This is a genomic window from Arthrobacter sp. R4 (genome assembly GCF_051365025.1).
Classification (GTDB): Bacteria; Actinomycetota; Actinomycetes; order Actinomycetales; family Micrococcaceae; genus Arthrobacter.
The window spans coordinates 1-20,059 of sequence record NZ_JBLWIJ010000046.1; the positions used below are offsets into that span (position 1 = coordinate 1).

The following is a 20,059-nucleotide window of genomic DNA, read 5'->3' on the forward strand; positions in this document are numbered from 1 at the left end:
TCGAACCAATGAATGCGGCTTGACAGACATAGAAGAGTCCACAGGCCCCACACCGCAATCGGCGGCCAACCGCCCATCAGCCGTTTAACCAACCCGCCTGGGCAGTACACCTAGGCCGCCTTGGTAGTGGTCCTGCGGGTGACGGGCAAAAGGACACTGGGGCAGCTGAACGCGTTCGACTTCATCGTGAGGGTCGCCTTTGGATCCACGCTGGCGACTATCCTGCTCAATTCGGACGTGGCCTTCCTCGAGGTGTTGACGGCACTCGCGCTGCTGGGTGGCCTTCAGTTTCTCGTGGCCTGGGTGTCTCCGCACGTGTCTGGGTAACGGTCAGCTGTGACGTCACGACCCGTGGCACTGGTTGTGTCCGGGGAACTTCAGCACGCCAGGCTGCGCGGGAACCGCCTCAGCGAATCCGAGGTGCTGCAGGCAGTCCGTGCCTCCGGTTCAGGTGACCTCTCCGACATTACAGCGGTGGTACTCGAAACCAACGGGACCATCAGCGTCATTCCCAACAGGGAACTCGGGAACGGGTCCGCTCTTGATGGTGTCCAGGACGCTCCCCGGCCCAAACTCCCATGACAGACCACGAACACGAACACTGGACAGGCGCCTGTTGCGCGCCTGCACGCCGGCTTCAGGAAGGACTTTTTGGCGGAAAAGCTGGTGGCAGGTCATCTTCCTGCTCGTACCGTTCCTGCGGTTCTTCCGGGCGCTTCAGGCACTTCGGCTCCTCCGTGTCGCCAGGCTGGCCCGCTACGGCGCGATCCTTTCAGCCGGTGTCCGGGATTCCCGGTCAGCAGGACGGCTTTTGACCAGCAGAATCGGCTGGCCCACCGCCGTTACCACCATGGTCAGCCTGGCCTTCAGCCAACTCCTCTACGCAACAGGTGAGCACAGTTCCTACGCCCAGCCCCTGTATGAGTCAGCCAGGGTTGCCATCACCGGTCACGGCATCACCGGCACCTGCACCTTCTCACGCATCATCCAGGTCCTGCTGGCCATCTATCCGTAGCCGTCTTCGCTACACTTGCAGGTACCCTCGGAGCCTTCTTCCTCCGACAAAAAGAGTGACGAAACAGAAGTCGCTGCAAGATGGCATCGCGCCCTGATGCACGCAATTCAGGATCCAGGTGGAGCAGGCGGGGATCGACTTTGAGCAGAGTCACGAGCGCGTCAAGAATGACCCGCCGCCATCACAGGTACATAACACAGGGTTGCTCAGGCAGATCGGGCACGTAGCCTGATTGGGGAAGGGCGTTTCGGAACCGCTACCGGAACCGAATGCGGGCAGGATGCAGACCCTGTCACCCCTGCAACGGGACCGTGAGTTATCCGGAACACAATCCATGGCAAGATGCGCGTACCTGCTTAGCCGAATGGCTTCGCAGACGCATCATCACCTGCCTTTATTCGGCAGCGGCCGCCAGCAGATGCCGGCCTCGACCAACAACCAAGTCTCCGATTCGCCCGCGGGAGTAACAACGGCGTGTCGGCAGAAACATGACAGAACTCAGGAAACTCAGCGACACCGCACAAGTAGTGGGGCGCCGCCTGAGACGGCAGCACCGCTGGTTTGCAGATGAACCAGCGGCACGCGAAGGACTAAGGAGAAACCATGGGACATGAGGCCAGGATCAGGACCGGCCGCACTGCACGGACCGCGCCGGCTGTCCTCGTTGCCAGGATGGCAACGGCAGCGGCTCTCATCCTTGCCGCCACTGCATCCGCTGGGTGCAGCACTTCGGAACCGGGACCGGAGGGCACGGTTGAGATCGAAGAGGTTCACCTCGATGCCATCAGGGAAGTAGTACCGGACGTGGAGGAGTATACGAAGGTGACAGTCCCCGGTGAAGTTAAAGGAATCATCTCCCCTTCCACCTTCTCCATCGTTGATCCTGAATATCCCCTGGTCGAGGAACTTCTCATCGTGCATGAAACAGCCCTGGATGGCATCAGCCCTGAAGCCAGAGTCATGGTCACAGGGGTCGTCTACCGGGGCTTTGACGTGGCGGAGGTAGAAAAGGAAACCGGCATCGACCTGGATCAAGCCCTGCATGAGCAGTGGCAGGGCGACTCCTACATCGTGGCTTCCGGCATCGAACCTTCCGGCGCGTCCGGATGACCACGACCGTCGGGACCCGATGAATGCAAAAGCAGCCTTGTATTCGCGTTGCGGCGCGGACCAGTGCCCCTTACCGAGCTCATTGGTGACAACCTCGAACGGCACGGTCGCCTCCACGGGCAGTGCGGAAACAGGCCACATTTCAGAAAGGAAGGCGAGAAACAATGACTACGAACAATTCATTTCCAAACCCCTATCCCGGTCCTTCCGCCACGCCGGGACGCGTCAGCCGGGAACGGACGGCTGTCACCCGCGCGGGGATGGCTTGGGCCGCGACGATAGCCTCACTGGTCCTCCTGGTACTCCTCATCATTTTCATCGTTCAGAACCAGGAAGGCGTGACTATCGCATTCATCGGGCTCGAAGGGACCATCGCATCGGGTATCGCGCTCTTGATTGCTGCCGTAGGGGGTGGCCTTCTGGTAGCCGCGGCCGGTACAGCCAGAATCCTCCAGCTCCGATCCCGCACCCGTCGTCAGCGCAACGGCAGAAGCACTTACCGTGAAACGAAAGGACGCCCGGAGGTGAACTGATCTCTTCAACGCCCGAAGCCGGAAAATGACACCGCCGTGGGCGAGAAAACCCACTACGCAGCGATGCTTCACCCTTTATGAATCGGCGGCGTTTCTAGCGGCAATGCAATAGTTTTGGCCTGATTGCGACCTTGCCCCCTTGATGCCTGCTTTGCGATCCTGCCCACGATCTGGCGTGCCACGAGCCGGTCGATTCCCGGCAAATGGGTTGCCCTGATGATCCAACGGCGCAGGAAACGCTGGGGGCGGTTTCTGGGCAGGAACGATGTCGCGGCGCGCCTTCCGGCTATCTGGGCCTCCTCGACGACGGGGCCCCAGCGTCGCTCAAATTCGGCGAGGGCCGGACCAATCCCCTTGGGCGAGGCAACGGGGCCGAGGATGTCCCCCAAAAGCGCGGCCCCGGCAATAGCGAGCGAGCCGCCCTGCCCGGCAAGGAGCGACACTGCCCCGCATGCGTCCCCTACGAGAACGACCCTCCCCTTCTGCCAGCCAGGCATGACGATCTGAGCGACGACATCGTCGTACGGATGCTCGGGGCACAGCTCCAACACCCGCTCTACGGCGTCGCCGAGCCCGGCAAACTCCCGTCGCAGACGTTCGCGCGGACTCCCCGAACGCTCATGCCCGGTTGCCCCCGTGACATCCCGGTAGACCATCAGTGCCGCCACCTCGTCCGAGCGTAGATTATAGAGCCCGGCCATCCGGTCGACGGTGTCGGTGAGGACAAACCGGTTCCGGAAGCGGCCATTCAGCAATGGTTCGGTCACGATGAATGCGGCAGCACGCATGCCCAGTGGGTGCAGGTACTCCCCTTCAGGACCGAAGACCTGGGCACGCACTCCGGAGTGGATACCATCAGCGCCAATGAGGACATCCGCGGCGAGAGTCACGTCCGGAGAACCCTCGACCTCGACGCGTGCCCCGTCCTGATCACTCCACACCCGGGATACCTGCGCCCCGTAGCGGACCCGCACAAGGCCGGGGTCAACGTCGTCGAGTGCAGCGAGGGCTGCACGTTCCATGTCGGGTCGCAGCAGGCTCAAGACGTTCCCGCCGGCAAGCCGGGCGAACCGGTCGTAATCCAGACTGGCGGTTAGGTATCCCGCAGCATCGATATATTCGACTGCCTCGACATGATATGACACAGCTGCCAGCCGCGGGTAGAGGCCGATCCGTTCCGCCGCATCGACTCCCGGGCCAAAGAAATCCATCATGTAGCCATCGGATCGCGGAGCCGACGATTTCTCACAGAGCTCGACGTCCCAGCCGGCCAAACCAAGTTGGCGGGCCGCGACAAGGCCTGCAATACCAGCCCCCACGACCACAGCCTTCATGTCCTGCTCCAAACGATTAGATCGGCCGGGCTGAAGGAACCCGGGCAGAGAGGGGCTCAGGAGTTCCCCAGACACCTGCTGCTCATTCTCGACTCATTCCTCGTGCACTGTCCATACCGCACTGGTTGTGCCGGAGAGCAGAATGACCGATTGCATGAAGCTGTGATGATTGATGCTGCAGGGAAGTATGCCATCAACTGGGCCAGCAGGCGGTTGATCGCCCGGATCCGGTCCGTGGATTTGTCGGCGCCCCGGGCGGGAAGGATCCGCAGACCCCAAGCTGATCTCATCCCCGCATGGTTGCTGCTAATCCTTTCTAACCGATGATGGGCGTTCGTCACGGTAGTTGATCCCGCTGTTTCAAAGCTAGGGCAGCAGCGAAGCCGATCAGCCTACCCCGCCAGCCAGGATCAGCGCCGTCAGCACGTACATTCCCGAAGACGACAAAACCTCAATAAGCCTCTTGCTCAACCCCATGTGGCAAACCCGGAAATCACATCAAAGACGACCCTCTCCATTGGTGGGCCATCAGCAAGCTCACCACGACACGCGGCACCGCAGGATGTCCCTTAAGCTACCGGGAAACCGGGCCAAACCCTGGCATGCTCAACAGCACCTCGGCGTGCTGGTGTTCGGATACTTTCTCGCTGATCAGCGCATCGAGTCTGGCGAGTTCCTCGTTCAGGGTCAGAATTTCCCGGGCGAGAGCGGCGACGATCCCCTCCCCCATGTGCTGGGCAGGAACGATGGTGTGCTGGGATTTTGCCGCCTCTATGGCGGCTGCGGCAACTGCTGCCGAGGAACGGGCGCCGTGCTTCTTCGACCACGCGTGGATCCTGGCCTCGCCTGCCCGGCGGATCCCGTCCGGCGTCCGGTGTTTAGTGAGCAGCAACAGTGAGGCTTTGGACCGGCTGTAGTCGAATGCCCGTTCCAGCGCGGGAAATTACTCCAGTAGCTGGGCCCGCAAACGGTTGATCGCCCGGACCGGTCCGCGGATTTGTCGGCCGGTCGGGCGGTGAGGATCCGCAGCCCTGTGCTGATCTCATCACCGGCCCGAAGGGGCTGCAGGTCACGGCGCATCCGGGCCTGGTCGGCGATAACGGCAGCATCTTTGGCATCCGTCTTACCCCCGCCGCGATAAATCTTGGAGGCGTGGTGCAGAGTACGGCCGGGGACGTAGAGGATTTTCTGGTATGGCCGACGAGCAGTGCGATCAGCAGCGCCGGTCCGCCATGGTTCAGGTCGGTCGCCCAGATGACCTCGTCCCCGCCATCTCAAGGACGGTGGCAAGAAGTCGTGTCCTTATCCGGCGATCATGTCGTGCCTCTCAATCAGCGTTCGGGTCATCACAAACCCGCCCGCTGTTGCAGTCGCACTATTGTCACAGGCCCATACTGAGGCGCACCGCGGCTCGTTCAGAGCTGTGTACGCTTATCTGCAGAACAGGCCCGGAGCGACGTTGTAGGTCAACCAGAGGATCGTGGGCCACTGCGGCGACCGAACAGGCGCCAGGACCCTGCGCAGGAGCCCACCATGCAGCATTTAGCTCAATGCGCCCGGTGCTCACCTCTCAGGCTTGGTTTGTCAATGTTTGTCAACACTAGACGAAGAAAAAGCCCCTGACCTGCGGAAACACTGTGCCCGAGGTGGGACTCGAACCGCATTCCAGCCCTTGGGAACACTAGAAAACTCCAGAAAACATGCCGAATCCGAGCCAGTCCGGCCGATGTACGGCCCAGTCCGAAGCCAAACGTGTTGACACTGTCAACACCCCCTTTCGGACCGATTCCAAATATCCCTAAGCAACTGCCGCACTCCCCTTTCAGAGAATGCGGCAATTCTTTGTTCTGGATCGGGAGACCTCCGGGGCTGTCTCCCGGCAAGCCGGCTCTGGCCACATTAGTTCGCAGTACAGGTGTGGACTCGATTTCCTTCATGTGGTTCTCCTCCCTTCAACCTCTCACTGGCTGAGGCGCGGGAACCTGCAGGGGTTGCATGCATTTAATGCATGTTTCCACGGTAGCCATGTCGCTGCTCGACAGCTTTTGCGAATGGCCGAGGAGCCGGATGCGGACTTGAAAACGAGATACTAAGCATGCTTATTATATTCGTAGCCGCATGCGAACGGCTGCCAACCAGAGGAGGAAACACCATGGGATTGGGCGACAAGCTTGAAAACGCTGCCGAGAAGGCCGGCGGCAAGGCCAAGGAAACGGCAGGCGCCGCCACGGGCGATCAGAGCCTGCGGACCGAGGGTCAGGCCGACCAGGCCAAAGGCGATCTGAAGCAAGCCGGCGAGAAGGTCAAGGACGCTTTCAAGAAGGACTGACCAGGCCGACACGAAGGGCGCGCTCAGCGAACCGGGCGCGCCCTTTGCTGTGCCCTGAGAAGCGACAAGCAGGAACAAGTACCCCTCCGTTTCCGACATGGCAGCCAGAAGGCCCGGAGACCATCCACGCCCGTCTACCTGGTGGCAAAGCGCTTCATGGGAATGGGGTACCCGTTCCCGGGTGTCCTTCAGTTCGCGGCCGTACTGGAGCAGAGGAGTCGGCGGCGAATGTGTACGGCTGAGACCACGCGCGCGCACCTCCCCCACAATGGCTCTTGAATAGGGGTGCAATGGAGATGTGGCAGCTTAGGTGCTTACTCAAGAACTCTCAGCCCCCCGATGGCGGCGGCGACAGCTTTGGCGGTACTACCCCCCGGCTCATGAATAACCCGCTCATGCCAGTTAAGCACGGGAGTAGAAGTAGGCCCGAGAACTCCCGTCCTCATTCAAGCGCTAGCACCGTAGGCGGTTCGGCCAGGGAGAGGCTCCTTGCCAAGGGTGCCCTGCACGAGCAGGCTTCTAGAAGAATGTCCATATAGTGGCTCCTTTCTGCCATGGGAAGCTGGGTCAGCAGTTCGTAGCCTGTAGAGATGAGCGATACGAATGAACCCGTTAGCCGGATTTCCCTGCCAGATGCACCGCCCGATCAGCAATCACTGCTTGGATCAGGGGGTGTCGCGTGCTGGAGTGAGCCCGTTCTCATCGATACTTATGGCCCGGGCGAGCCTGACAGGTATCCGCTGTTTCTAGATCGCCGGGTGTATCAGGGATCTAGCGGCAAGGTGTATCCCATGCCCTTCATTGATAGCATCGCCACTTCGAAGGAACCACGGCTGTGGCAGGCAATCCATCTGGAGAATGAGTTTGTTCGGCTCATGTTGCTGCCGGAGATTGGGGGCAGGATCCATATCGGGTTCGACAAGACGGCTGGTTATGACTTCTTTTACCGGAACAACGTGATCAAACCGGGTTTGGTGGGACTTGCCGGACCGTGGATTTCAGGAGGGGTTGAGTTCAACTGGCCCCAGCACCACCGCCCTGCTACTTTCCTGCCGGTGGAAACCTCGATCGAGCGCGCTGACAGCGGCGATGTCACGGTCTGGCACAGCGATCTCGATCCTCTGCAGCGGATGCGCGGGACGCATGGCGTTCGGCTCCGTCCCGGTAGTTCCCTCCTTGAAGTGGAAGCTCGGCTCTACAACTGCACGGATGTGCCGCAGACCTTCTTGTGGTGGGCGAATGCGGCAGCCCGGGTGCACGAGAAGTACCAGTCGTTTTTTCCCACCGATGTTCGCTTTGTGGCGGATCATGCACGGCGAGCCATCACGGCGTTCCCGCGAGCCGATCGACCCTACTATGGCGTGGACTATCCTGCGCTGGCCAGGCAGGGCGGGATGGATGCGGACCGCATCGATTTCTATTCGAACATTCCCGTCCCCACCTCCTACATGATTACCGACACGAAGGACAACTTTTTTGGCGGGTACGACCATGAAGCCGACGCCGGATTCATCCATTGGGCGGACCGGTCCATTTCTCCGGGCAAGAAGCAATGGACATGGGGAAACGGACCAGTGGGCAAAGCCTGGGACGCGCACCTCACGGACAACGATGGCCCCTACGTCGAACTCATGTCCGGTGTTTTCACCGATAACCAGCCCGACTTCAGCTACCTCGCCCCCGGTGAGACCCGAACCTTCAGTGAGTTCTGGTATCCGATCCGCAACATCGGTCCGGCGCACCAAGCGAACCTGGACGTGGCTGTTTCACTTCAGCTGGTCGATGAGCAACGCGAGGTCAGGGTCGGGGTTTCCAGCACGTCCAACCGCGCGGACGTGACAGTCCGGCTCAAAGTCCGTGGCGTCACCGTTCATGAATGGAATGTGCGGATCTCGCCAGCAGAACCCTTCACGGACGTCGCCCGGCTGACGGAACCGACGGACGGAACCGACTTGACCGTGCAAGTGCTGGACGGCTCCACGGAACTGATCTCATGGTCTCCGCGTGAATCATCCCAGAATCAGGAGGAACCCTGGGCGGCGACGGAGCCTGCCATGCCGGGGGACATTGAAAGCCAAGACGAACTCTATGTCACGGGTATCCATCTGACGCAGAACCGGCACCCGACCAGATCACCGCTTCCCTATTTTGAGGAGATACTCCGCCGGGATCCGCGGGACTCCCGGGCCGCCGTCGCGCTCGGTTCGGCGCACTACACCACTGGCCAGTACGCCCTGGCGAGGGAGTTGTTGGAAAACGCACTGGCCCGGGTCACCCATAGAAACCTGAATCCTCCCAGCGGGGAAGCCAGCTACCGGCTGGGCGTCGTCCTGGAGCGCACCGGCAAGTTGGCGGACGCCACGGAACGGTTCGGGAAGGCGGCCTGGGACAAAGGCTGGGCGCATCCTGCAAACCTGGCGCTGGCCCGCGTGGCTCTCAGGGCAGGAAGACCCTCCGAGGCGTTGCGGCACGCTGAATCCGCGCTTCGGCTGGACCCGGCAAGCCCCGAAGCGAAGCATCTGCTGTTCCTGGCTCTTACGGGCTTGGGGCGCGGGGACGAAGGCTCCCGGCTACTGGGGAGCATCCTTATGTCCGATCCCCTGGACCCTGTGGCACTGGCGTTTAAGGGTTCATTGGACACGGCAGACCCCAAGACTTCCCTGACCGTTGGGTGCTGGCTGGCCCGTGCAGGTCAGTGGCAACTCGCGCTGGACCTTACCGAAAGAGGCGCCCATCCGGGCGCCAACAAAGTGTTCGGCAACCCGGAGCCCGTACGCCACTATCTCCGGGCCGCCTGGTTCGAGGAACTGGGGAATGCAGACGCCGCAGCGACGGAACGTTCCGCAGCACAGACCACTGACACCACATACGCGTTCCCCTACGGGCTGGATGATCTCGATGCGCTCCACCTGGCTCTGACGGCCGATCACGACGACACGGTTGCGCACGGGCTGCTGGGCTGCTGGCTGCTTGATGCCGGACGAACCACGGACGCCCTGGGCCATCTGGAGACGTCGATCTCGCTGGGTTCGACGGACCCTGTCGTGTGGCGGAACGCGGCCATCGCCACGGTAAACACCGGCGCAGATGCCGCACGGGCTGACTCATACTTTCAGCGTGCCCTGGCATTGAGCCCGGATGACGCCCGGCTCGTCTTCGAGCGGACCGTCCTTTCCAGCCTTCGAGGAGTGCCTGCGGCCGAACAGCTTGCTGGCATTGAGCGCTACGACCGCTCGGTCCTTGGCCGTGATGATCTCGCTCTTCTCTATGTCAACCTCCTCCTCGACGCCGGCAGGGCCGAGGAAGCCTGGCAGATCATGTCGACACGCAACTTCCAGCCCTTCGAAGGGGGAGAAGGGATAGCCTTGGAAGCGTACGACCGGGCAGCCGTGCAACGCGCACGCACGCTGATGAACGACGATCCGGCAGCGGCTGTCGCACTCCTCACCCAAGGCATCGACGCACCAGCAAACCTCGGCGAGGGCCGGCACCCGGCGCACAGCATGACCGAACGATTCGTCGCCCTGGGCGATGCCTTGCAGTTGTCCGGGGACCTTCGGGAAGCTGCGGCGGCCTGGGACCGGGCCTGTGAGCAGAGCACATCACTGGCCGTGGATCCGGCGCCAGCTGGCCCAGCCGATTACTGGAGGGGCATTGCCCATACCCGGCTCGGCAGGCAGACGGGCGCCGAACGCATCTGGCAGAGCATTGAAGCCCGGGCCGATGAGCTGGAATCAGCTCCTGACGCTCCGGACTACTTCGCGACCTCACTGCCCGAATTGCTGCTCTTCGAGACCGATACCGCTGCAGCCCGGGCCGACAGGGTCAAGAACCTGCGCGGCCTGGCCGCACAGGGACGCGCACACCAGAAAGAAATGGCAAGCCTGTGACTGAAACGCCGAGGTACTTGGGCTCCGGAACGACCGAAAGCGATACTTCCTCCCTGACGGGCGCACCGCCGGCGCATCTTCCGCAGCGTTTGACCATCACGCTCTGGGACTTCTCCTGGTACACGCGCGCTGAGGACGGCGGTCCGTACGCAGATCTGGACGCGACCTGCGCAAAAGCAGCGCAACTGGGGTACAACACCATCCGGATCTGCGCGGCCCCGCTGCTGCTCTTCGGCGATCTCGGTCTTGAGGACCTGGCCGCCGACCTCGAAATCGAAGGACTCGGAAAATCCCCGGACGGCGGCTTCTACGGCAGGGGAACGCGCTGGTACGACGTTCCGGGCGGCTACCGGGTCAACTTGCGGGAGAGGCTTCTAGAGCTTTTCGACGCCGCTGCCCGGCATGGCCTGGTGATCATCCTGGCCAGCTGGGAATACCAGCAGTCAACAGTTTTTGCCGATTCTCCACGATGGTTCGACGCGATAGATGCTGTTCCGTTGAACGGCAGGTATGGTGTTCTTGCCGATGCCTGGGACCGCCTCATCGGCGCTGTCACCGCAGCCGGGCACCGCGAACGCATCGCCATGGTGGAACTGCACAACGAGGTAGACTTCTCCATCTTGCCTGCCCTGGCGGACAACGGCAGCGCAGAACTGCACCGCCTGCGGGAACTCCACCCGGACCTGCTCATCACCGCGAGTTACGGCAAACCCCCGCACTTGGCGATGCACACCCTGCCGGACGGATTCGGTGCCGCCCAGTTCCACGTCTACAGTTATGGCGTGCTGGACGCCCTGCAAAAGAGGATCGACATCCGCTCCGAGGGGACCTCCAATTTCCCCAACGCTGCACTGTCTGCACTGCTGCGGCCGGAGGCCCCCTCCGCTGCCGAATACGGTCGCTTGGATGACTGGAAATACCGCGCCACTGTCGTCACTGACCAGATGTTCTATGGCTATGACTGGATTGATCCGGAGGCCTGGGACACCTGGCTGTACAACGAGTACGGGCCATACCGGGAAGTGATGCGGCGCGAGATCGATTCACGCGTCATTGCCATCGCCGCGTGGGCCCGTTGGAAGAACATTCCGGCAGTGGTGGGGGAGGGATGGATTGGCTACACACCGCTTCATGGCACTTTCGAAGAAGGCCCCGTCGGGCGGGACCTCGCAGAGGGCGGCATCAAGACAGCGCTGGAACAAGGCGTGTGGGGAATGGTCCTGTGTTCCAACGCCGCCCCTCACCACCCCCTGTGGAGCGACGAAGCATGGCAGCAACGCATGAACAGCTCCATCCTCGCCGCCCCTGCCGGCCGGTGACGTCCAAACCGCACCCCTATGCCGTCAGCCAGCCCTGCCCGTCCTCGCGCCCTCTGAAAGAACTTCCCATGCGTCTTGAACAAAGCACCATCGAACTGCTCAGCGCCACCCACCGGCCCCACGGTCCGGCACTGCAGTACCCGGCCATGAGCAACACCGAGGATCCTCACCGCAGGTGGCGACTAACCAGCCAGTACATTGAGTGCGGAGGGCTTCCGGCCGTCCCCGTCTCGGGCGAAATCCACTACAGCCGCCTGCCCCGGACCCGCTGGGAAGAACGACTCCGGCTGATGAAGGCCGGCGGCATCACCGTCGTCGCCTGTTACGTGTTCTGGATCCACCATGAACCCACCGAGGGCCAAGCGCGCTTCGACGGCAACCTGGACGTGGCCGCGTTCGTCCAGCTCTGCGGGGCAGTTGGTCTGGATGTGATCCTCCGCATCGGGCCCTGGGCCCACGGGGAGGTCCGCAATGGCGGCTTCCCGGACTGGGTACAGGAAGCCGACGCCGACCACCGCACCAACGACCCCGGCTACCTTGCCATGGTGGAGCGCTGGTTCAACCGCCTCGGTTCGGAGCTGCAAGGGCTGACCGGCCCGGACAGCAACGTCATCGGCATCCAGCTGGAAAACGAACTGTACGACCAGCCCACCCACATCCGGGAGCTCAAACGTCTCGCCCGGGCAGCAGGACTCAGTGCGCCACTATGGACGGCCACGGCCTGGGGCGGCGCCGACATTCCCGAGGACGAGGTCATGCCGGTCTTCGGCGGCTACGGTGACGGATTCTGGGTTGACGCGGCGGTGCCTTGGGATCCGACATTCCGGCAGCACTACTTCTTCAGCCACCAGTGGGATGACGCCGGCATTGGCGCGGACCTGCGCGAGCATCTGACCGGAAGCGAAGCGGCCCCGCCCCGGTCCCAGTCTGCCCTCTACCCGCCGGCCACCTGCGAACTGACCGGCGGCATGGCAACGGCCTATCAGCGCCGTCCCTGGCCCAAAGGCAAGGACGTCGCAGCGGTTGCCAACAACAAGATCGGCAGCGGCTCAGGCTGGCAGGGGTACTACATGTTCGCCGGCGGGACAAATCCACCGGGAGGCCTTCAGGAATCCCAGGCAACGGGCTACCCGAACGACTTACCGGTGTTCGACTACGACTTCCATGCCCCCATCGGGGCCTCCGGCAGACTGGCCCCGGGCTTCGCCGAGCTGCGCAAGCAACACGCCTTCCTCGCAGCGTTCGGTCAACACCTCGCGCCGATGCCCTCCACGTTGCCGGACCAAATGCCCGCGGGAATCGAGGACGCCGGCACCCTCCGCTGGGCCCTACGCTCCGACGGCGGCACCGGTTTCGTTTTCATCACCTGGCACCAGCCCCATATCCCGCTGCCGGATTACCGGCAAGCCCAGTTTCAACTCGCCTTCATGGAGGAAACGGTCACTTTTCCCTGTGAACCTCTGACCATCCCGTCCGGGACGATCGCCCGCTGGCCGGTGAACCTGGACCTCGGAACAGTTCGCCTGCAGTGGGCCACGGCATCAGCCCTGACACTGCTGGGACCAGACACCGCACCCGTGCTCGTCCTTGCCGCCGAAGCAGGCATCGAACCCCAGCTGTGCCTGCCAGAGGGAAGCACCCTGAACGGGCCGGCCCGAGAACTAGGCGGCAACGTCTTCGCCGTGAACACTGAGGAACCTGTGACGCTGACCGTAAACTCCGCGCACGGTTCCGCGGCCATCGTTGTACTCCCTGCCGGGCACGCGGACATGGCGTGGGTTCTGGACACCGGGCACGGACCGGAACTGGTGCTTTCCGCAGACCCTGTCTGGGTCTCTGCCGATGGCCGTCTGGCCGGCCGGTCCAAGGGCTCAGCGGCGGTTCAGCGGTACTGCGCTGTTTCCGGCCGGTTCGAAGCCGTCAGCACGGAACCGTCCGGCCCTCCCCGCCAGCGGCAATCTCTGGCCGTTGACCGGCTCCGGGCGGCATCGGCTGTTCCGTCCTCGTTCGGTTCCATGGCTGGCAGGGCTGCCGCTCCCACCAACGAAACCATGAACGATCTGGCCGAGGTCCATGAAATACGCCTGCCGGCGACGGCTCTGATTGCCGAAGAACCAACGGAAGTGGAAATCAGCTGGGCCGGGGACGTGGCCCGGCTGATCGTCGATGGCCAGGTCGTTGCTGACCGGTTCTGGGACGGCTCTCCCTGGGTGCTCGAAGCCCACGACGCAGGGCTCCGCGGAACGAAGGACATCCGTCTCCAGATCCTGCCCCTGGCGAAAGCTGCCAGTGTTGGGCTGCCGCTGGAAGCACAGCGCAGGCGTGACACGGTGGACGGTGACCTGGTAGCCCTGGACAGCCTGCAATTGATTCCTTGGATGACCTGGGCCGAACACCGCTCCTGATGGGTCCCTTCTGGCATACTATGGACCATCCGTGACGGAAGGGGCCTTGTTGGAACGCGCTACGGGGTTCGTGAACCAGCGCCTCGTGGTGGTACCCCGGCCGCTGATTGGAGAGGCGCTAAGACGCCCCATCACACGGCGGCTGGTTGTCACCGACGCCGGCGTTTTTCCCGTCGCCACCGAACACGGCCGCCACCGCCCCCAGGGCGCCAACGAAACCATCATCATCTTGTGCGTAGCCGGGTCCGGATGGGTTGAAAGCGGCGGTTCCCGTTTCGACGTAGGCAAATCCACTGCCGTCGTTCTGCCCGGAGGAACAGGACAGGCCCACTCCTACGGCGCGTCCATCCAGGACCCTTGGACGATTTGGTGGTGCCATGTGCGCGGCTCGGATGTGGCCGAACTCATCGACGAATCCGGAGTGAGTCCTGAACGCCCGCTCATTCCGCTGGTAGCCGTGGACCGGTTGACGGCGATGCTGGATGAGATCCTCACGGCCCTGGAACGGGACCAGTCGCCCGCCCGTCTGGTGGCCACGGCGGGGATGGCGTGGAAACTGCTGACCAGCCTCGCTGTGGACCGCCGCCTCCCCGAGCAGGGAAGTCCTCTGCAACAGGCGATGAACTTCCTGGAGGACCGCGTAAACGGCTCCATCCGTCTCCCCGACCTGGCCAAAGTAGTGGGCGTTTCCTCCTCCCAGCTGAGCAAGCTGTTCCGGGAGGCGACAGGGGGCGGAGTACTCGCCCACCACAAGGCATTGAAGATGGCCCGCGCCAGGCTCCTGCTGGACACAACAGACCTGACAATCGGGGAGGTGGGACGTGAAATCGGTCTTAACGACCAGTTCTTCTTTTCCCGTCAGTTCAGCCGTATGCACGGGGTAAGTCCCCGTGCATACCGTGCCGAACGGAAGGGCTAAGGGGACCTACCCCTTCGTGGCGCCGGCTGTCAGGTCTGCCCGCCAGAAGCGCTGCAGTCCAATCATGAGGGCGACTAGCAGGAGGGCGGAGAGGGCAGACCCTGTGACGACTAGCTGATAAAACATGGGGTCGCGCTGGGTTTGTGAGTTCCACAATGTCAGGCCGAGCGTCAACGGGAAAGTCTTCGTCTCGTTGAGCATGACCAGAGGAAGGAGGTAGTTGTTCCAGATAGTGACGAACTGGAACAGGAAGATTGTCACCAATGCGGGCGTCATCATGCGTGAGGCGATGGAACCGAAGATTCTCAGGTCTCCGGCCCCATCAATCCGCGCCGCTTCCACTATCTCGTCCGGTACGGCCGCGTTGGCGTGGATCCGTGCGAGGTATACGCCGAAAGGGCTGACCATGCTGGGCAGCAGGACCGACCAGTAAGTTCCAGTCAGGTCCACGGCATTGAGCAGGAAGTACAGCGGCAGGGCAATCACGGTCGCGGGTACCAGGACCCCGCCGAGGATCACGGAGAAGAGCAGCTCACGGCCTTTGAAGACGAACTTGGCCAGCGCATAGCCGCAGGCCGCGGACGTCAGGGTGGCCGCAAATGCCCCGACTGCGGAGTACAGCAGGCTGTTGAGTATCCATGCTGTGAAGATGCCTTTGTCTTGGGTGAACACCTTGGTGAGGTTTTCCAAGGCTTGGGGGGAATCGGTGATCCAGAGCCCGAAGCTGTTGAAAAGTTCACCGGGGGATTTGGTGGCCGCGACGAGAACCCAGACAATGGGCAGCAGGAAGTAGACTGCGGCGATGATCAGGACGGCGTTGACGACAAGGGTGCCAGCGAGCGGTTCGCGGATTTTTCGGGTTTGCGTTACCACGCTCTGTCTCCTTTGCGGTTGACCAGGCGCAGGAACCCGAAGGAGAAGACGAATCCAAGCAGTGCGACGATGACAGCCATCGCGGCGGCCAGGCTGGGGTTTCCTTGCGAGAACGACTGGTTGTAGGCGGCCAGGTTAGGCGTGAAGTCTGAGCTGATCGCGGCGGTGAGGGGCCGCAGCACGAGCGGCTCGACGAAGAGCTGCAGCGTGCCGATGATGGTGAAAACGGTGACCAGGACGATCGAGGGACGTATCAAGGGCAGCTTGATGGCCCAGGTGATGTACCAGCCGGAGGCGCCATCGATTTTGGCTGCTTCGAAAAGCTCTGACGGGATGGCGTTGAGGGCGGCGATGAGGATGAGCATGTTGTAGCCGGCGAATCCCCAGAGGGCGATATTGGCGATTGCAAAGAGGACGCCGTTCGAGCTGAGGAGGTCAATGCTGATACCGCCCAGGGAGAGAACCTGAAGGACGGGGCTTGTCGCTGGAATGTACAGGAAGCCCCAGAGGAGCGCCGCGATAACTCCGGGAACTCCGTAAGGGATAAAGAAGATCACCCGGAAGATCCGGGGAAACCGTGCGCTTCCTGAATCGAGCAGCAGCGCCAGGGCGACGGCGGTGACGACCATCAGCGGTACTTCGATCGCGGCGAAGGCGAGCAACCTGCCCAGGCTCTCAACGAAAGAGGTGTTTCCCAGCGCCGCAATGTAGTTCTCGAGGAACACGAAGTTTTTCGAGGGGACGCCGAAACCGAGGCCTGATGCTTTGGTGGAGAACAGGCTGTCGTTGATGGCATAGACGATTGGTGCGATGAAGAAGGCCGCGAAAAGGATAACGAACGGTGCTACGAGGATCCAGAGTGCGATCCTGGATTCCTTGCGGCGCGGCCGGCGGGGCGACGGCAAGCTCTGGGTCGGCGCCGGTGACACGTGGGTATCTGTGGATGCGGCGGGACGCACTAGGCGCCCCGCCGCGCGCGTGGCATTCAACGGACTGAGATTCCCTTGGCTTTGAGCGCTGCCACCATGTCCGCCTGCGTCTCTTCGTACGCTGAGGTCAACGGCGTCTTGGATTCGACGGCCGATTTGACATTATCGCTAAGGGACGCGAACAGCGTTGATGAGAGCGGCGGCCACTTCCAGGAGTTGTCAACGTTCTTGTCCGAAGTGGCGAAAACGTCCCAGATGTCCTGTCCGCCGTAGAAGGCGAACACTTCCGGGTCTGACTGAAGGGAGGCGATGGAACTGGTGTCCTTGATCGCGGGCCAGCCGGCCCCGACGCTAGTGAGGATGCTGACACTTTCCGGGTCTGAGTTCAGCCAGAGGGTGAATTCTGCGGCTTCCTTCGGGTGGTCCGAACCCTTCAGGACGGCGCTGGCGGAGCCGCCTGCCCACGTAGCCGAAGCCTTCTCCCCCGACTTCCACTGCGGCAGCTCCCCGACAGCCCATTTGCCAGCGGTCTCCGGCGCAGTGCCGCGGAGGATGGCATCAGCCCAGGATCCGGAGATCCATGAAGCGACGTTGCCATTTTGCATATCGGCGTTCCACTCGCTGGAGAAGTCAGCCTCGATCTTGACAAGGTCTTCATCAATGAGTTTCTGCCAGAAAGCGGCGACCTTCTTGGTTTCGTCGCCGTCAATGTCCACGGTCCACGCGTCATTTTCGGCGGTGAACCACTTCGCACCACCCTGCTGCGAAAGGCCGATCAGCCAGGGTGCCTGGTTAAAGGCGAAGGCCGTGATGTATTTGTCAGGTCCCGATGCCCTGATCTTTTTGGCTGCATCGTAGTATTGATCCCAAGTTGTGGGGTAGGCGATGCCTAGGGAGTCGAAGATGTCTTTACGGTAGAACTGTCCCAGCGGTCCGCTGGCCTGCGGGACCGCGTAGACCTTGTCGTTGAAGACTCCGGTTTCCCACTGCCACGGGACGAACTTGTCCGCATCGTCCTTGACGTGTTCGGTGATGTCCTCGAGGGCGTTACTGACGAGGAAGTCCGGAATCGCGTCATAGCCCAGTTGCGCGACATCAGCAGGGTTCCCCGCCTGGACTGCTGAAAGCATCTTGGCGTAGCCGCCATCGGGTCCGGCCGTGACGGTCTCCAAGGTCACCTTCACGTCAGGATGAGATGCGTTGAAGGCGTCAACCGCCTTATCGATATTGGGAACCCACGATTGGAAGGTGATTTCCACCGGGCCGCTTCCAGGGGCTGGCGTGGTTGATCCTTGCGAACCTCCGCCTGTGCAGGCGGTCAGCGATGCGGCCACCGCTACAACGAGAGAGGCCGCGAGGATCGAACGGGGCCGACGCTGAGATTTACTGCCGAACATGGATGCTCCTTTGCATTGAACAGAAGATCTTCTTGTAACGTTTCATTACAATAGGCCCCTAGAACACGGAGAAGACATAGCCAAAAATCTCGGATATATGGATGATCATGCACGGAGCCAGCGGGCGGGTCGGCCGCACCTGACCTTCTCGAAGTAGGCAAGAAAGCCCTCTTCCTTGTCCTCATTGCCGCAGCTGACCAAGATGAGCGAGATTGCTGACGACTTGGTGGCAGGCCATCAGCGTCCCAATTCCAGGTCAGGGAACGGTGCAGATGGACCTAGCTGGGAGAACTTCCGGCCTCTGGCGGATTTCACGTTTCCGCAGGTCAGAAGCGGTCTGTACTCCCGGTCGAATCACCACTTGGCCGCGCGCCTAGGCACAACGAGCCGTCATGAAGCCTATTCTTCCGATCTCATGCCCAGGCGCCTCCGATCCGGACCTCGTACTTGGATGGGTACGTCGGCTGCCCTGCTACATATGTCGTTGCGGGCCAGAGATTTACGGCGGTTGGATGACGCTCGTCCTTCGACCCAAGATCAGGTTTAGGAGGCGAGTCAGCTGAATCGGCCCTCGCTGATTTCGATTCCGGCAGCGATGCGTTCCACCTCTGCGAGGGACTGGATTGTTTCGGTCTGCGGTAGGTACTCCATGCCCCAGTACCCGGTGTAGCCGAGGTTGCGAAGCATCCTGAGCTGCGCTTCCCAGTCGATCGATCCGGTGCCCGGTTCGTGACGGTCGGGAACATCGGCAACCTGTACGTGGCCGACGAGGCCGATGTCTTCACCGATCTCGCGTGCGAGGTTCTCCCCCATGACGAGCGCGTGGTAGGCGTCAAGCAGCAGGCGCAAGTGGGGCGAACCGACTTCGCGCACGATGTCGAGACCTTCCCGTGTTGAGTCGAGGTAGGTGCCGATGTGGTCGACGCGGGAGTTGAGGTTCTCCAACAGCAGCGTCACTCCGCTGCCTGCCAGGAGCCGGGCAGCACGGGAGAGAACGGAGACGACCGCCGCGCGCTGGTCGGCACGGCCGACAGCGGGGACTTCCTGGCCCGCCACCACGACGAGGTTCGGAGCTCCCAGCCGCAGCGCGACCTTGAGTGACTTGCGCACACCGACGAGGTACTCGTTGTGCGTCGCGGGATCGGTGATCTGCAACTGCGGATCGACGATGAGCGACAGCAGGGTTACCCCGGTTTCATCGAGGGCAGCCCGGATATCGTCGAGGTCTTTGTCGCGCCAGCCCCAGATCTCGACGGCGTCGATGCCGTGGGCCGCCGCGGCGCGGATCCGGTCAGAAGTGGAGTCACCGGCTTCGCTGAACAGCCACTCCAAGTTGGCAGCGATTGAACTCATCGGGGATTGCCTTTCGTTGGGTTCTCAGCTGCGCCGAAGGATTCATTACAGGAGGTCGGACCGAAGCGCGACCTGTCGATGGCTTGTCCGCTGGCTAGGGGCCAGGGGATGCCGTCACGTGTGCTGACACATTATTTTTGCGCGTCGGCTTAGGCATGGTACGGCGGCTGAGCTGTACTGCCCCTATTTGGTATGTCCGCCTTCTGCGAAGGAAGCTGAACAGCCACGTCCTCCTTTGCCCTCGATGCCTCGGGGTCCGCGGGCCCGTCGTCGTTCTTCATTTCCTTGACCTCGGACTTAATGATCCGCATCGACTGTCCCAAACTTCGGGCCATCGCCGGAAGTTTGGGTGAGGCAAAGAAAAGCAGTGCAACAATTGCGATGATGATCATTGGCCAGGGGCCGTCAAATAGTCTTCCCAAGGGAATGTTCCTTTCACTAGTACTTGGCGTCCGCGACCCAGGATCGTCCGGCTTGGATTGTCATTCAAGTACGTTGACGTCGTAGCCGTCCCATTGGGCGATGATCTGCCTGCCGTCGTTTCCGTGGAACCGCAGCCACAACAACGAAGAGTCCGCACTGACTGCCTCCACTTCGGCAGTACGCACGAGTCTGCCGTCACGCCTGAGCTCGATAGTGCGTCCCACGAGAGT

19 protein-coding genes are annotated in these 20,059 nt (G+C 62.0%); 10 read left to right on the forward strand and 9 right to left on the reverse strand.

The annotated features are described in order from the left end of the window. Window positions 1-126: 126 nt before the first annotated feature. From ACLKOZ_RS21635 to ACLKOZ_RS21655, 5 genes are all read left to right on the forward strand, one after another. Complete coding sequence (locus ACLKOZ_RS21635) at window positions 127-327, forward strand: hypothetical protein (RefSeq protein ID WP_436478274.1); 201 nt, start codon at window positions 127-129, stop codon at window positions 325-327. Between the two features lie 9 nt (window positions 328-336). Beyond that, window positions 337-582: a YetF domain-containing protein gene (locus tag ACLKOZ_RS21640; RefSeq protein ID WP_436478225.1), complete on the forward strand. Its 246-nt coding sequence runs from the start codon at window positions 337-339 to the stop codon at window positions 580-582. A gap of 34 nt (window positions 583-616) precedes the next feature. Next, on the forward strand, window positions 617-1,015 hold the full coding sequence (locus tag ACLKOZ_RS21645; RefSeq protein WP_436478227.1) for a hypothetical protein: 399 nt from the start codon (window positions 617-619) through the stop codon (window positions 1,013-1,015). Window positions 1,016-1,618: 603 nt separating this feature from the next. Further along, complete coding sequence (locus ACLKOZ_RS21650; protein ID WP_436478229.1) at window positions 1,619-2,125, forward strand: hypothetical protein; 507 nt, start codon at window positions 1,619-1,621, stop codon at window positions 2,123-2,125. A gap of 164 nt (window positions 2,126-2,289) precedes the next feature. Beyond that, on the forward strand, window positions 2,290-2,658 hold the full coding sequence (locus tag ACLKOZ_RS21655; RefSeq protein ID WP_436478230.1) for a LapA family protein: 369 nt from the start codon (window positions 2,290-2,292) through the stop codon (window positions 2,656-2,658). Between the two features lie 68 nt (window positions 2,659-2,726). On the opposite strand, the gene ACLKOZ_RS21660 is transcribed toward ACLKOZ_RS21655, so the two are convergent. The 3 genes from ACLKOZ_RS21660 to ACLKOZ_RS21670 all read right to left on the reverse strand — a co-directional run bounded on the left by ACLKOZ_RS21660 (window position 2,727) and on the right by ACLKOZ_RS21670 (window position 5,282). After that, the gene (locus tag ACLKOZ_RS21660) at window positions 2,727-3,992 is read right to left on the reverse strand and encodes an FAD-dependent monooxygenase (protein ID WP_436478232.1); all 1,266 of its coding nucleotides are present in this window, start codon (window positions 3,990-3,992) and stop codon (window positions 2,727-2,729) included. A gap of 574 nt (window positions 3,993-4,566) precedes the next feature. Beyond that, complete coding sequence (locus tag ACLKOZ_RS21665; protein WP_436478234.1) at window positions 4,567-4,722, reverse strand: hypothetical protein; 156 nt, start codon at window positions 4,720-4,722, stop codon at window positions 4,567-4,569. A 41-nt stretch (window positions 4,723-4,763) separates the two neighbouring features. After that, window positions 4,764-5,282 carry an IS110 family transposase gene (locus ACLKOZ_RS21670; protein ID WP_436478236.1) on the reverse strand — a complete coding sequence of 173 codons (519 nt, stop codon included), beginning with the start codon at window positions 5,280-5,282 and terminating at the stop codon, window positions 4,764-4,766. Between the two features lie 862 nt (window positions 5,283-6,144). Here ACLKOZ_RS21670 and ACLKOZ_RS21675 point away from each other — a divergent pair. The 5 genes from ACLKOZ_RS21675 to ACLKOZ_RS21695 all read left to right on the forward strand — a co-directional run bounded on the left by ACLKOZ_RS21675 (window position 6,145) and on the right by ACLKOZ_RS21695 (window position 14,854). Beyond that, complete coding sequence (locus ACLKOZ_RS21675; protein WP_436478237.1) at window positions 6,145-6,321, forward strand: CsbD family protein; 177 nt, start codon at window positions 6,145-6,147, stop codon at window positions 6,319-6,321. A 791-nt stretch (window positions 6,322-7,112) separates the two neighbouring features. Next, entirely contained in the window at window positions 7,113-10,211 is a 3,099-nt protein-coding gene (locus tag ACLKOZ_RS21680) for a DUF5107 domain-containing protein (RefSeq protein ID WP_436478239.1), read from the forward strand. Next, complete coding sequence (locus tag ACLKOZ_RS21685; protein ID WP_436478241.1) at window positions 10,208-11,530, forward strand: cellulase-like family protein; 1,323 nt, start codon at window positions 10,208-10,210, stop codon at window positions 11,528-11,530. The genes ACLKOZ_RS21680 and ACLKOZ_RS21685 overlap by 4 nt, the downstream gene beginning before the upstream one ends. Window positions 11,531-11,598: 68 nt before the next feature. Beyond that, the gene (locus ACLKOZ_RS21690) at window positions 11,599-13,935 is read left to right on the forward strand and encodes a beta-galactosidase (protein WP_436478243.1); all 2,337 of its coding nucleotides are present in this window, start codon (window positions 11,599-11,601) and stop codon (window positions 13,933-13,935) included. 31 nt (window positions 13,936-13,966) lie between these two features. Beyond that, window positions 13,967-14,854, forward strand: a complete 888-nt coding sequence (locus tag ACLKOZ_RS21695; protein WP_436478245.1) for an AraC family transcriptional regulator — start codon at window positions 13,967-13,969, stop codon at window positions 14,852-14,854. 6 nt (window positions 14,855-14,860) lie between these two features. On the opposite strand, the gene ACLKOZ_RS21700 is transcribed toward ACLKOZ_RS21695, so the two are convergent. From ACLKOZ_RS21700 to ACLKOZ_RS21725, 6 genes are all read right to left on the reverse strand, one after another. Then, window positions 14,861-15,727, reverse strand: a complete 867-nt coding sequence (locus ACLKOZ_RS21700) for a carbohydrate ABC transporter permease (RefSeq protein WP_436478247.1) — start codon at window positions 15,725-15,727, stop codon at window positions 14,861-14,863. After that, window positions 15,721-16,656: a carbohydrate ABC transporter permease gene (locus ACLKOZ_RS21705; RefSeq protein ID WP_436478249.1), complete on the reverse strand. Its 936-nt coding sequence runs from the start codon at window positions 16,654-16,656 to the stop codon at window positions 15,721-15,723. The genes ACLKOZ_RS21700 and ACLKOZ_RS21705 overlap by 7 nt, the downstream gene beginning before the upstream one ends. Window positions 16,657-16,712: 56 nt before the next feature. Next, window positions 16,713-18,053, reverse strand: a complete 1,341-nt coding sequence (locus ACLKOZ_RS21710) for an ABC transporter substrate-binding protein (protein WP_436478251.1) — start codon at window positions 18,051-18,053, stop codon at window positions 16,713-16,715. A gap of 555 nt (window positions 18,054-18,608) precedes the next feature. Further along, a complete protein-coding gene (locus ACLKOZ_RS21715; RefSeq protein WP_436478253.1) occupies window positions 18,609-19,406 on the reverse strand; it encodes a hydroxypyruvate isomerase family protein in 798 nt (265 codons plus the stop codon). A gap of 149 nt (window positions 19,407-19,555) precedes the next feature. After that, window positions 19,556-19,828, reverse strand: coding sequence for a Sec-independent protein translocase subunit TatA (tatA, locus tag ACLKOZ_RS21720; protein WP_436478255.1), 273 nt, complete (start codon window positions 19,826-19,828; stop codon window positions 19,556-19,558). A 60-nt stretch (window positions 19,829-19,888) separates the two neighbouring features. Next, window positions 19,889-20,053, reverse strand: a complete 165-nt coding sequence (locus tag ACLKOZ_RS21725; RefSeq protein ID WP_436478257.1) for a hypothetical protein — start codon at window positions 20,051-20,053, stop codon at window positions 19,889-19,891. Window positions 20,054-20,059: the final 6 nt, after the last annotated feature.